This is a genomic window from Nostoc cycadae WK-1 (assembly GCF_002897135.1).
GTDB lineage: Bacteria > Cyanobacteriota > Cyanobacteriia > Cyanobacteriales > Nostocaceae > Nostoc_B.
The window spans coordinates 22,734-35,574 of sequence record NZ_DF978433.1; the positions used below are offsets into that span (position 1 = coordinate 22,734).

Annotated in this window: 10 protein-coding genes; 6 read left to right on the forward strand and 4 right to left on the reverse strand. The window is 42.8% G+C overall.

Annotated features, from left to right (window positions below; translation table 11 throughout):
* Positions 1-27: 27 nt before the first annotated feature.
* From NCWK1_RS18940 to NCWK1_RS18950, 3 genes are all read left to right on the forward strand, one after another.
* Positions 28-1,536 (forward strand): polysaccharide biosynthesis/export family protein, encoded by a 1,509-nt coding sequence (locus tag NCWK1_RS18940; protein WP_103125801.1) that lies wholly within the window; start codon positions 28-30, stop codon positions 1,534-1,536.
* 80 nt (positions 1,537-1,616) lie between these two features.
* Entirely contained in the window at positions 1,617-3,275 is a 1,659-nt protein-coding gene (locus NCWK1_RS18945) for an alpha/beta hydrolase (protein ID WP_103125802.1), read from the forward strand.
* Between the two features lie 211 nt (positions 3,276-3,486).
* Positions 3,487-4,317 (forward strand): SPFH domain-containing protein, encoded by an 831-nt coding sequence (locus tag NCWK1_RS18950; RefSeq protein ID WP_103125803.1) that lies wholly within the window; start codon positions 3,487-3,489, stop codon positions 4,315-4,317.
* Positions 4,318-4,358: 41 nt separating this feature from the next.
* Here the strand turns inward: NCWK1_RS18950 and folP are convergent, their stop codons facing one another.
* Together folP and tpiA are read right to left on the reverse strand one after the other, a co-directional pair.
* Positions 4,359-5,207 carry a dihydropteroate synthase gene (gene folP, locus NCWK1_RS18955; RefSeq protein WP_103125804.1) on the reverse strand — a complete coding sequence of 283 codons (849 nt, stop codon included), beginning with the start codon at positions 5,205-5,207 and terminating at the stop codon, positions 4,359-4,361.
* A 109-nt stretch (positions 5,208-5,316) separates the two neighbouring features.
* Complete coding sequence (gene tpiA, locus NCWK1_RS18960) at positions 5,317-6,042, reverse strand: triose-phosphate isomerase (RefSeq protein ID WP_096584290.1); 726 nt, start codon at positions 6,040-6,042, stop codon at positions 5,317-5,319.
* 205 nt (positions 6,043-6,247) lie between these two features.
* Between tpiA and NCWK1_RS18965 the strand changes: the two genes are divergently transcribed.
* On the forward strand, positions 6,248-7,696 hold the full coding sequence (locus NCWK1_RS18965) for a GTP-binding protein (RefSeq protein WP_096584293.1): 1,449 nt from the start codon (positions 6,248-6,250) through the stop codon (positions 7,694-7,696).
* A 212-nt stretch (positions 7,697-7,908) separates the two neighbouring features.
* Here the strand turns inward: NCWK1_RS18965 and NCWK1_RS18970 are convergent, their stop codons facing one another.
* Positions 7,909-9,759, reverse strand: coding sequence for a DUF1565 domain-containing protein (locus tag NCWK1_RS18970; RefSeq protein ID WP_103125805.1), 1,851 nt, complete (start codon positions 9,757-9,759; stop codon positions 7,909-7,911).
* Between the two features lie 275 nt (positions 9,760-10,034).
* Here NCWK1_RS18970 and NCWK1_RS18975 point away from each other — a divergent pair, with 275 nt between their 5' ends.
* Together NCWK1_RS18975 and thiS are read left to right on the forward strand one after the other, a co-directional pair.
* On the forward strand, positions 10,035-11,150 hold the full coding sequence (locus NCWK1_RS18975; RefSeq protein ID WP_096584299.1) for a thiamine phosphate synthase: 1,116 nt from the start codon (positions 10,035-10,037) through the stop codon (positions 11,148-11,150).
* 73 nt (positions 11,151-11,223) lie between these two features.
* Positions 11,224-11,436, forward strand: coding sequence for a sulfur carrier protein ThiS (thiS, locus tag NCWK1_RS18980; protein ID WP_096584302.1), 213 nt, complete (start codon positions 11,224-11,226; stop codon positions 11,434-11,436).
* Here the strand turns inward: thiS and NCWK1_RS18985 are convergent.
* Positions 11,433-12,644, reverse strand: coding sequence for a glycosyltransferase family 4 protein (locus NCWK1_RS18985; RefSeq protein ID WP_103125806.1), 1,212 nt, complete (start codon positions 12,642-12,644; stop codon positions 11,433-11,435). The two genes, thiS and NCWK1_RS18985, sit on opposite strands and share 4 nt — an antisense overlap.
* Positions 12,645-12,841 lie beyond the last annotated feature (197 nt).

The following is a 12,841-nucleotide window of genomic DNA, read 5'->3' on the forward strand; positions in this document are numbered from 1 at the left end:
ATCGTAGTCTCAGAGTCTAAGGTAAATATGTTTAACACAGGTTTATGGAAATTCCTCACCCAGCCAGTTATGGGTGTGGCTTTTTGTACAGCTATCAATTTTGCTGTGTCGCCCGTCAGCCTAGCTCAGGGACAACCAGTATTACCAGCTTCAAAACCAGTAATACCAACACCACAAACGCTACCGCCGAATCGAACACCAATTATTCCGCCACAACAGATATCACCAGCAACTGCACAGCAACTAGACACTAATTATACTTTAGGTGGAGGCGATCGCATCCGGGTTAATGTATTTGAAGTGCCGGAATACACAGGTGAATATCAAATTCCTCCCGGTGGAGCAATCACTTTACCTCTGATTGGCAGTGTTCCAGTTTTGGGGTTAACAACTGAACAAGCATCTGATGAAATTGCCAGAAGATACTCCCGTTATTTAAAACGCCCTTTAATTTCGGTCAATCTGTTATCACCGCGCCCCATTAATATCTTTGTTGCGGGAGAAGTTACAAGGCCTGGTTCTTATACTCTCAGCTTAAGTGGTGGCGCAGGGGATAATCCTGGCGTACAATACCCAACTGTTTTAGCAGCTTTAACCACAGCCCAGGGCGTGACCTTAGCAGCAGATGTCACTCAAGTACAAGTAAGGCGGAAAGTTGGACGCAGTGGTGAACAACTTGTGAGCCTTAACTTAAAAGAGGCTGTACAGACAGGTCAGATAGGTCAAGATATTACATTACGCGATGGTGACACTATCTTTGTACCGACTGCATCTAACTTCGACAAAACAGACGCGCGTAATTTAGCCGCCAGCAACTTTGCTGCTAGTCCCAGCACACCCCGGACTGTAGCCATTATTGGTGAAGTCAACCGTCCTGGCTCTTATCTTGTGACCACAGGTGGTGGCGGTGCAGAAGGGGGTGCAGGCGGTTTACCTACAGTCACCAGAGCAATTCAATTAGCAGGTGGAATCACCGGACAAGCTGACATTCGTAGTCTTAAACTCCGCCGTCCTACTAGAACTGGTGGTGAACAAAACATTGATGTTAATCTTTGGCAATTACTCCAGAGTGGTGATGTCAATCAAGACATTATTGTGCAAGACGGCGATACAATTGTGATCCCTACTGCTACTGATGTGACTGCCGCAGAAGCGACCCAACTAGCTAATACAACCTTGTCTCCAAACACCATTCAAGTGGGTGTTGTCGGTGAAGTTAAAAGACCAGGCGCTACGGAACTCAAGCCGAATAGTTCTTTAAACCAAGCCTTGCTGGCTGCTGGTGGGTTTGATAGCACCGCCAGCAGAGCCGCTGTAGATTTGGTACGGCTGAATCCTGATGGTTCTGTCACCAAACGCGTTGTCAAAGTCAATTTTGCTGATGGAATTAACGAGGCGACTAATCCTATTCTGCGAAATAACGATGTGGTTATAGTTAGTCGTAATGGTTTGGCTAAGACTGGTCAAACTTTAGGTGCGATCGCTGGCCCCTTTGGTGTGATTTTGAATGTGTTGAGACTTTTCACCGGATTTTAGTTGAGGATACAGCTAAAAATTGGGGACAATACTCCATGTTTATTCGTCCCCATAGCTGGTAATCTTTTGGTTCAAAGAAAATGGCAGCTTCTTTGCAGTTTCAACCAAGCAACAAACCTTGCAAGCGTTCGTTCTTGCAAGGTTTGTTATTTAGTTTGGGTCTGGTTTTAAGTTCGGGTGTAGCAATACCAGCTACTTTAGCCGCGGAAACAGTAACTATTCGGTTTGGCCCGTTTCAGCAATCTGTAGCGATCGCGGATATCGAAAAATTTGCTAAAACTGGAACACTGTCCAAAACTCTCCAAGCTTACGAATCTTTATTTACACCAGAATTACGCGGCTTACTCAATCGCCGAGTGCAAGTAGATCCAAAATTTGCCGACAAATTTGTCGATGAATTAACTCTTTTGCCACAAGGCAAACAATTGATTACATCCTTAACAGCAGCTATTCCCGGCAGTACAGTCGAAAGTTTGCAAGCAACGATGAGTATCGGTCTGCGGCAAGTCAATGGTTTGAGCGTTGTCAGTTTCCTCAAAGCCTACCCAACGGAAAATATTAGCCTAGACGCAACTCAGATATTACAAATTGCCACGGATTTTAACCCCAACAACTTACAAAACCAAGCCCTCGGCAGCATCCTCGCCAGAAATTTAGCAGTTAAAATTAATACACCCTTTCGGCCTAGTTTCGACCCCGCCGCCACAGGCCAAGCACCAGTACAACAGCAAACACTCACTTTACAAGACAAACAACGTCAACGCAGCATTCCGGTAGACATTTACTGGAGTCAAACAACAGACACCACAGCACCACTAGTAGTGATTTCCCACGGCTTTGGAGCTAACCGTCGATTTGCCATCTATTTAGCGCGTCATTTAGCTTCTCACGGCATCAGCGTAGCCGCTATTGAACATCCTGGGAGTAATGGTGTGGCAATTAGCAACGCTGCTAATCAAGGAGATTTAGCAAAATTACTCCCAGCTACAGAATTTATTGACCGACCCAAGGATGTGAGTTTTTTACTCAACGAACTGGCAATTCTCAACACTCAACCAGGACAACTGCAAGGAAAACTCAACACCGAGAAAGTGACTGTAATTGGTCATTCTTTGGGAGGTTATACCGCTTTAGCTTTGGTGGGTGGAGAAATTAATTTAGAGGAAGTGCGACAATTTTGCAAAACTTCTCTCAGATTGGTTGACCCCCTTGGTGATTGGTTGCAATGTGCAGCTACACCGTTAAAAGGGAAAAAATTCCAGTTGCAAGATGAGCGAGTTAAAAGTGCGATCACACTTAACCCCCTTACAGGTAAACTTTTTGGTAAACAGGGACTCTCGCGGATTAATAAGCCTGTGTTAATTTTGACCGCTACTGAAGATGCTTTAACTCCTGCCTTAACTCACCAAATTAGACCTTTTACTCAGTTACGAGGTAATAAATATTTATTAACTGCCATTGGTGCGACTCATTTAAGCATTCTTGACCCCACATATTCCACTGGTGAAGCTTCCCAAATTATTCCAGAAAAGCGCGGCGCAGAAACCCAACCCTTGCGTCAGCTAATTCGTGGTGTCAGTTTAGCTTTTGTCAAGCAACTCACACCAGAGGCTCAGACTTACCAACCATTTTTAACAGCGGCTTATGCTCAATCTTTATCTACTCCAGAATTACCCTTACGCCTGAATGCCGATTTACCTACAAATGTCAAACCTTGGCTGGATTTGGCAGTGAAGTGAGTCAATTTCTTGCCAGTATGTTATCAAGGTGCTTTAATAACGATCGCATTCTGCCAATCTTTCTTGTCTGCTTAAAACACAGCAACTATACAGATGCTGTGTTTGTGAGTGAGTGCATACAAAAGCACAAACTCTAGAGATTAGACTAAAAGGTAGGAGAAATACCATATCCTTAACAGTTAATTCTCCCAATTACTACATAGGAGCATCTATGGAGCCAATTATTGCTATAGTCTTAGCGCTTGTAGGCTATGCGTTAGGATCTGCCAAAATTATTAATGAAGGTAATGAAGCCTTAGTTGAACGCTTAGGACAAAGACACCGCACACTTAGACCAGGCTTAAACTTTATTGTGCCTTTTGTGGATCAGATTGTGATGGAAGATACCACCAGAGAGCAGATTTTAGACATTAAGCCTCAGAAAGTAATTACTAAAGATAACGTCTATTTGGAAGTTGATGGTGTTGTCACTTGGCAAATTAGCAGTATGGAAGACAGCTTTTATAAAGTTGAAGATATGCAGGTGGCTTTATCTAACTTAGTCACAGTTGAACTCCGTACTCACATTGCCGATAGAACATTATCGGAAACCACATCTGCCAGAAATCAAATGAACCAATCACTGTTGCAGATTGTGAATGAGACAAGTAAAAAATGGGGTGTGAAGATTATCCGTGTGGATATTCAAAGCATTACACCGCCAGAAAGTGTGCAGAAATCAATGGCCGAACAACAAGCGGCGGAAATTAAAAAACAAGCAGCAATTTTAGAAGCTGAAGGCGACAGACAAGCCGCTATTAAACGCGCCGAAGCTACAAAAGAATCAATCCGTATCCTTTCGGAAGCTATAACTTCTAAACCAGAAACACGGGATATTTTGCGGTATCTTGTGGCTCAAGAACATGTAGAAGCCAGTCAAAAACTTAGTGCTAGTAACAATGCCAAAATTGTCTTTCTCAACCAAGGCTTATCAGAAGGAGCATTAGATCAAATGTTGGGAGATACGGTAGGTACTGAAGGTAATGGGAATGGTCAAGGTTAAAAAAGTGCTGAGTGCTGAGTAAAAACACTAGTGTCTAGCCTCTAATCTCTTGATCTGAACAATGTATCAGCAACTAAAGAGACTTCGCGCATTTCTTTAACATCGTGAATTCGCAGAATATCAGCACCGTTGGCAATAGCAGCACAACAAGCCGCTGCTGTTCCCCAGGCGCGTGCTTTGGGATTTGGTTGATTGAGAATACGCCCAATAAAACTTTTACGCGATACCCCTACTAACATAGGGCAGTTTAATGATGTGAGCGATCGCAAGTTCCGCAAAAGCTGTAAATTTTGCTCATAGTTTTTAGCAAAACCAATTCCCGGATCAATAATAATTTTCTCTAGGTCAATACCTGCTTTAGTTGCTGCCGTAATTTGTCTTGTTAAAAAAGTTGTTATCTCCCCTAGCAAATCTTCATACTCTGTCATTTGTTGCATTGTCTGAGGTGTTCCGCGAATGTGCATCAACACTATTGGCACATTTAAACTAGCAACTGTCGGCAACATCTCGACATCAAATGTCCCGGCGGAAATATCATTAACAATATCGGCTCCAGCTTCGATTGCGGCTTTTGCTACATCTGCTCTAGTTGTATCTACAGAAATTGGCACTGTTATTTCCGAGCGTAGCGTCTGTACTATGGGGATAACTCGCTGTAATTCTTCATCTAGGGTAATTTGTTCTGCACCCGGTCGAGTTGATTGTCCACCCACATCAATCATGTCAGCACCAGCAGCTACCATTGCTTGTGCTTGAGCTAACGCCGCAGATTTACTATTAAAATCCCCCCCATCACTAAAGCTATCAGGTGTCACATTCAGCACACCCATTAAATAAGTGCGTTGTCCCCATGCAAAACAACGCCCGCGAATGATTAAGTTACCAGACATACGAAACTGATCTTAGCGGCCTTGTATGTTAACTACTTTTACAATCCAAAATTCAAAATTGGGATTCCCATTCCCTGGTAAAGCCAGGGAAAAGGCGTTACACATAAGACTACTGATAGTTGACAATTCGGGCAAAACTTTCAGGTTCTAGACTGGCTCCTCCCACAAGCACGCCGTCAATTTCTGGTTGAGCCATGATCTCATCAATATTATTAGGCTTGACTGAGCCGCCGTATTGAATCGAAACATTGGTGTTTTTTAATTGACTGCGAATTAAGCCAATAACTCGGTTAGCTTCTTTTGCTTCACAAGTATCACCAGTTCCAATTGCCCAAATTGGTTCATAGGCAATTACCAAATTATCTTGATCTACATTCACTAGGTCTTTGTCTAGCTGAGTAGTAATGAGTGATTCTGTTTGTCCTGCATCGCGTTGTTGTTTGGTTTCCCCTACACACAAAACTGGGGTTAGACCATGTTTTTGAGCAGCTTTCAGACGCAGATTAACTGTCTCGTCTGTTTCGCCAAAAAATTGCCTTCGTTCGCTATGACCGACAATTACATAACGGACACCAATTTCTGTGAGCATCTGGGCGGCAATTTCACCAGTGTAAGCTCCAGAATCTTCCCAATGAACATTTTGCGCTCCCAGTTGTACACGGCTGCCATGCAAACTTTGAGACAAAATGTTTAAATCGGTGAAAGGAGGACACAATAATACTTCTCGCTCTTCAGGCGTTTCGTCTAAATGAGGCAGAAACCCTCGCAAGAAATCTTGAGTCTCTGCCTGGGTTTTAAACATTTTCCAGTTACCGGCAATAACAATTTTCCGCACAGGTGATGTAGTCAAATTCCTAACGCTAATAGATGCAATTTTCACTCTACTACTTTTTATGACACTCCAAGCCCATCAAGAGATGAAAGAGCGATCGCGGAGTGAGTTATCTTTTCATTAGTGCCAGTCTATGAAGACAATTTCCCTCATATTCTGTAAAAATAACTAGGATAAAAATGAGGTAAATCAAAAATCTCCGATTATCATGCCTTCTAAATTGCCAGAACCAGACCAAAGCAACTCGCCTAACTGGGAGGAAGAACTAGATAGTGCTATTTTTAGCTTTGAAGACATTCAAGCGGAACTGAATTATAAACAAGCGCAAACAGCACTGCGAAACTTGGTAGCTAATCTTGACTTGACACCACGAGAAAAAGCAGGGTTAGAAACCGAACTGGCTGATTTAGAAATTATGTTGGCAAAGTTAGACCGGATGGTTGTGCAGATTGCTGCTTTTGGGATGGTAGGACGGGGTAAATCATCTCTGTTGAATGCTTTGGTGGGACAACCTGTATTTGAAACTGGCCCTTTACATGGTGTGACTCGCGCCGCACAGCGGGTTAATTGGAGTATTCACGAAGAACTAATTGGTACGACAGAACGAGCTTTGCGAGTCACTTTACCGAGTGTGGGTCAATCTCAGGTAGAACTCATTGATACGCCTGGGTTGGATGAAATTGATGGTGAAACTCGTACAGCTTTGGCGGAACAAATCGCTAAACAAGCCGATTTGATTTTGTTTGTGATTTCGGGAGACATGACTAAAATCGAACACCAAGCCCTTTCGCAATTGCGGGAAGCTGGGAAACCGATAATTTTGGTGTTCAACAAAGTAGACCAATATCCCGCAGCAGACCGCCTGGCAATTTATGAAAAAATTCGAGATGAAAGGGTCAAGGAATTACTCACGCCTTTAGAAATCGTCATGTCAGCCGCCTCACCATTGCTTAAGACAGCGGTAATTCGCCCTGATGGTAGTAGAGGCTTGCAGATGCGGACTGGGAATGCCCAAGTAGAAGAATTGAAGCTGAAAATATTAGAGATTTTGCAGCGTGAGGGAAAAGCTTTAGTCGCCCTTAATTCAATGTTGTATGCAGATACAGTCAATGAGCAACTGGTACAACGCAAACTCTTGATTCGCGAACAGAACGCCAATCAGTTGATTTGGAAAGCTGTGATGGCTAAAGCACTGGCGATCGCCCTCAATCCGGTTACAGTAGTAGATATACTGAGTAGCATAGTGATTGATATTGCTTTAATTTTAGGTTTATCCAAACTCTACGCTATGCCGATGACCGAAGCTGGTGCTGTTAGATTACTGCAAAAAATTGCCCTGAGTATGGGCGGTATTGGTGTCAGTGAATTACTCGCCAACTTGGGTTTAAGTGGTTTGAAAACCCTACTTGGCATTTCTGCACCAGTTACAGCAGGTGCTACCCTTGCGCCTTATGTAACAGTTGCATTGACCCAAGCTGGTGTAGCTGGTGTATCTTCTTACGGCATTGGTCAAGTTACTAAAGCTTATTTAGCCAATGGCGCAACTTGGGGGCCAGAAGGGCCAAAAGCAGTCATCAGTAAAATTTTGGCTAACCTAGATGAAGCCTCTATTCTCAACCGCATTAAAGATGAGTTGCAATTGAAGTTGAAAGTATAGCAGAAGGCAGCTATGCTGGAGGAAAAGTCTTACTATTTCTGGCATTCAAGTTTTCAAGTTGTCCTAACATATCTGACTACCGCTATACATAGCAAAATCAGTCCTGATCGAATTAAACAAACTTCGCGCTACTTTGCGTTGAAATTTTAACCATCAATTCCCCACAAATTGACGAAATCAGGTGGATATTGCCCACCCTAAAGTTATTGAGTTTAATTCAAAGGTTCAATAATAGTTCGCAAACCATTGCTGGTGAGATTTTTTAACATTTCATCAGCGTTAGAGCGATTACTAAATACGCCTGCTTGCATAACTTTACGCCCTTGCCAGATGGTAGAAAATGCACCTGGGGCAACATATCGCACTAATTCCTGTTCTTGTTCGTTTGCTACTTCGACAATGACGCGGTAACGTATGCCACTGACAGGTTGTAAATAACTTTGAGTGTAAGCAGTTGTATCTGTTTGAGGAACTGGGACTTTTCGCAGGTTACGCGTATCGCCAAGGGGAACATTGCCGTTGGGAACTGGTAAAAGGGCTGCGCTACCTGGAGAAGTCAAGGCTGATGCTTGACCTCGACTGGGTAATGTTGTAGTTGGTGTTTGTATAGAGTCGGGTGCAGCAAATTCAATGGTGTTAGGTTCAATCTGGACGTAATTGAACTGTAGGGATGATGGTTGCTGGACTGGTAGGGTTGTAATTTTAGCTGTGGGAGTAACTTGAGTGTTGGTTGATGGTTGTTGTCCAACTAAGCTGCTGGGTATCGGGAAGCCGCCAGGGGGAGGAGTTAATTTTTGTTGTGGAGATTTCTTGGGCGTAATGGGTTTTGTCGGTAATGTAGCGACAGGATTAGGTGTGGGAGAAACTTCGGTGGCAGAAAAGCTAATTTCTTGATTAGTAGGGATTGCCGAGATAACTGTGTTTGGTGTAGTTGGTGGAGGGTTATCAGTAATAGCAGCAGTTTGAGCGTTAAAATCTACTTTACCTGCGATGCGGTTATCAATTAAAGTATTGCCTGTAGCTGCGATCGCTTCTTTGGCAGCACTAGCGTTAATATCATAGCGAGTATTATTGCGAAATTCGTTACCACCAGCTTCTGTAATAGTACCTAAATCTGGCATCGCTTGGGCGATCGCCACTAAACCATCTTCTTGACTACCTGCAATTAAATTATTGCGAACAATGGGACGCGCCTTTCCTTGGACTAAAATTCCCGAACGATTGTTCTGAATTTGATTACCTATAACTACAGGTGCGGCATTTTGGGTGATATTGACCCCATAACCTGTTTCTTGAAAAATATTTTCCTGTACCTTAGCCTGAGAACTACCACTGAGGGTAATACCGTTGGCTCCATTGCGATAAAAATAATTTTTACTAATTGTCGGTGTGCCATTACCACTGACAGCCACACCATCTTGGGTATTTCCTGTAAATGTATTGTCGGAAATGACGGGGTTGCTTGATTCAATCCACAAACCATAACCGCGGGGATTAGCATTGGTGACAGTCACCCCCGTTAACTCTGCTTGGTTTGCAGCCACAATCGTCACATTCTGCCCACCATAACTACGACTTAGATATGTACCACCACCTTGAATCGTAATTCCGCTGCCTTTGTTACTTGCATCACCTTGAATGGTAATTCCAGAGCGTAGTATTAAGGGGAACATCTCTCCAGTTTCGGCACTGTAATTACCAGGAGCCAGCATAATTACTGTATTGCCTGAAGAAACTCGTATTGCTTGAGTAATAGTTTTGAAAGGAGTGCGATCGCTCCCATTGCCTGTAGTGTCATCCCCGATACTTGGGTTGACAAATAGGACATTAACCTGAGAAAGTTTTCTTTCACCAAGGGGCATCTGATCTGGTATAGATGGCATCTGAGCAACGGCGCTACTGTTGATTTCCAGCAAAGTTAGGGTTGCCAATCCCATACGAAACATAAATGAATAACCAAAAGCTATAGGTATAGCTAAGTCTAGAGATGGATGCGGTTGATTAAGGATTACTCGCTTAAGCGCTAGTCTAAGATATTGACCAGACACATTAGGGGAAGCCATTTTTACAATACTCCTGAGAAATAACAATAAAGTCTTATACCCTTAGACAGTATTATGTCGATAATGTTACCCACAATATTGACCGATTGGCTATTTTGAAGACAAAGTAATTAATGAAGAGATTATCAAAGGTGAAAGGTAAAGGCTGAAAGATGAAATTACCCTCCGGGAAGCTACCCAAGGGGTTTCTACATACTTCATACTTCACACTTCATACTTTTATGTTCTTCAGACCTCTTGCTTAGTAAATTAACGATGCTAAAAATATTGCATATATGAAAGAGGCTGACTATTATGAAAGCACTAATGGAGTTGTGGTAATGGTCGAGCCGTATAGCCAAAAAGAGCAAATACAGCAAGTTGTTTACCGCATATTAGATGCTAATTTAGACCGCACTCGTGAAGGCTTACGCATCATTGAGGAGTGGTGTCGTTTTGGGTTGAATAATGTCCAGTTAGCAGGGGAATGCAAATACCTGCGACAAGAGTTAGCTAAATGGCATACGGCGGAAATCCGGGCGGCGCGAGATACAGTAGGAGATATCGGTACTGAATTATCCCATCCGCAAGAAGAACAACGTTCTGGGATTAAGTCGTTGTTGCAAGCTAACTTTTGCCGTGTCCAAGAAGCATTGCGAGTATTGGAAGAATACGGTAAGCTGCATAACTTAAACATGGGCAAAGCTTTTAAGCAGATGCGCTATCGGGTTTACACCCTAGAAAGCAATTTGATGGGTTATCAGCGTCATCAATTATTGTGGCGATCGCATTTATATTTAGTCACATCCCCATCAGATACTTTGTTAGCCACCGTGGAATCTGCACTCAAAGGCGGATTAACCTTATTACAGTATCGGGATAAAAACGCCGATGACACTGTACGGCTAGAACAAGCCACTAAACTCCGGCAACTATGTCATGCTTACGGCGCTTTGTTTATTATGAACGATCGCGTAGACTTAGCTTTAGCTATAGATGCCGATGGCGTACATCTGGGACAACAGGATATGCCAATCGCTATGGCGCGACAATTATTGGGGCCACAGAAGATAATTGGTCGTTCCACCACTAATTCTGAAGAAATGCAAAAAGCCATTACCGACGGTGCAGATTATATCGGTGTCGGCCCGATTTATGAAACTCCCACGAAAGCAGGTAAGGCCGCAGCCGGCTTAGAATATGTCCGGTACGCTGCTCAAAATAGTCCCATACCTTGGTTTGCCATTGGCGGCATTGATGCCAATAATATCAATGATGTCATTGATGCGGGAGCCGAAAGGGTGGCGGTGGTGCGATCGCTCATGCAAGCGGAACAGCCTACTTTAGTTACCCAATACTTGCTATCTCAGCTAAATCGAGTCAAACCACAACAAGAAAGCATTCAAAATTGAGTGGGGAGTCAATGGTCATTAGTCAATGGTCATTTGTTAAAAGGCAGGAGAACAATACTTCATACTTGATTTTATGTCCGAGCAAATTACCCTTCAGGTAAATGGAGAAACCCGCGTTTGTTCCTCTCCATCGTTGTTACCTGATTTATTACAGCAGTTGGGTTTCAACCCGCGCTTGGTGGCGGTGGAGTATAACGGGGAAATTTTACATCGCCAATTTTGGTCACAAACTATAGTACAGCCAGGCGATCGCTTGGAAGTTGTCACCATTGTTGGCGGTGGTTAATTTTCTTGATAAAGCATCCGGTGAAGAGTTTTGCGCCTTGCTAATTCTTTACCCTTGCGACCAAGTTGTTCGCGCAATTGCTGGTCTTGACACAAGCGTTTAAAGGCTTGAAAAACTTCATAGCCAGATTTAGGGTTAACTAATAGACCGTTCTCTTCGTGACTTACGATCTCAGTTACAGAACCTAAACGCGAAGCAATTACAGGCTTACCAAAGTAACTTGCTTCTAAATATGTCACACCAAAACCATCAATAAATCTCGCTTTGGGATCATGCAAAGTTAGCATGGCAAAGATATCACAAGCCGCATAGTAACCTGCTAACTCGTTGTCAGGTACTTGTCCAGCAAAGTGTACCTGCTGGTCTACGCGCAAACGTTGCGCTAGAGTTTTCAGTTGTGACTCACAAGCACCTTGACCACAGAGTATGTAGTGAACGTCTATCCCAATAGTTAGCAATAATGGCAGATTCTCAATCACCCGTTCAAAGCTTTTATGTTTTACCAGTTGTCCAACTGAAAGAATGACAATTGCTGTTGGGGGAATATTGTAAGTTTGACGCACTTTCATGCGTAAATCATCAAGATTGCTGTGGTTTGTCCCGACACTAAATTTCTCAGGTCTAACTACAGGATGAATTACATGGGTAGGAGTTTGCAGGCGGAACGCGTTTCTGAGGTAATCTCTGGTAAAGGCGCTGTTACAAACAATTCCTGTGGCGCGTGACAATGTTAATTTAAACAGCGATCGCCACACTGGGTTGCCTAAAACAGTGCGAATATCATGACCATGCAAATAAATAAAAAAGCGGATAGGTAACAGATAGCTTAATAATAATAGGGAAGGAAATTCGTAAGTGTGTCCCCATTCTATATAACGATAGTGATAACGAAAATAGAGTTTAATTGCGAATACAAATGACCAAACTAGATTTATCAAAGGGTTGAGAATATTTCCCCAAAATCCTCCTAGCCAGTATTGTGAGCTTGGCCAGCGATAAATAGGAAACTGTTGAGTCTCATCAAATTTTTTATCCCCTGCACAACTAGCAGTTAAAACAATAATTCGTTCGGGATCTTGAAGACAACGATTGTAGAGATATTCACTAATAACTGCTTCTTTTGGTAAGAATAGACGAGATATAACTAAAATATCGGGACATGATGTTTTTTCTCTAATGTTTGTTGTGAGTTGAGAAATATGTTCCATGTTAACTTTGGTAACTTTAAGTAAAAAAGTTTGTGATTTTGCATACTAAAGTTAAGTAAAAAAGCCGCTTATTTAAGTTAGCTCTAACCGATGATATTCCCCAACTCCTAAGCGCTCTTGCTTTTTAAGATTAATGTCAGCCAGATTTATCCTCATTCTGAATATCTCAGCACAATTGATTGCTTAACAGCAGTTAT

Bases quoted from the DNA above. Each gene is read 5' to 3' on its own strand.
- NCWK1_RS18985 (WP_103125806.1), bottom strand. From the start codon at position 12,644: ATGGAACATATTTCTCAACTCACAACAAACATTAGAGAAAAAACATCA.
- NCWK1_RS18950 (WP_103125803.1), top strand. From the start codon at position 3,487: ATGGAGCCAATTATTGCTATAGTCTTAGCGCTTGTAGGCTATGCGTTA.
- NCWK1_RS18945 (WP_103125802.1), top strand. From the start codon at position 1,617: ATGGCAGCTTCTTTGCAGTTTCAACCAAGCAACAAACCTTGCAAGCGT.
- folP (WP_103125804.1), bottom strand. From the start codon at position 5,207: ATGTCTGGTAACTTAATCATTCGCGGGCGTTGTTTTGCATGGGGACAA.
- NCWK1_RS18970 (WP_103125805.1), bottom strand. From the start codon at position 9,759: ATGGCTTCCCCTAATGTGTCTGGTCAATATCTTAGACTAGCGCTTAAG.
- NCWK1_RS18965 (WP_096584293.1), top strand. From the start codon at position 6,248: ATGCCTTCTAAATTGCCAGAACCAGACCAAAGCAACTCGCCTAACTGG.
- NCWK1_RS18940 (WP_103125801.1), top strand. From the start codon at position 28: ATGTTTAACACAGGTTTATGGAAATTCCTCACCCAGCCAGTTATGGGT.
- NCWK1_RS18975 (WP_096584299.1), top strand. From the start codon at position 10,035: ATGAAAGAGGCTGACTATTATGAAAGCACTAATGGAGTTGTGGTAATG.
- thiS (WP_096584302.1), top strand. From the start codon at position 11,224: ATGTCCGAGCAAATTACCCTTCAGGTAAATGGAGAAACCCGCGTTTGT.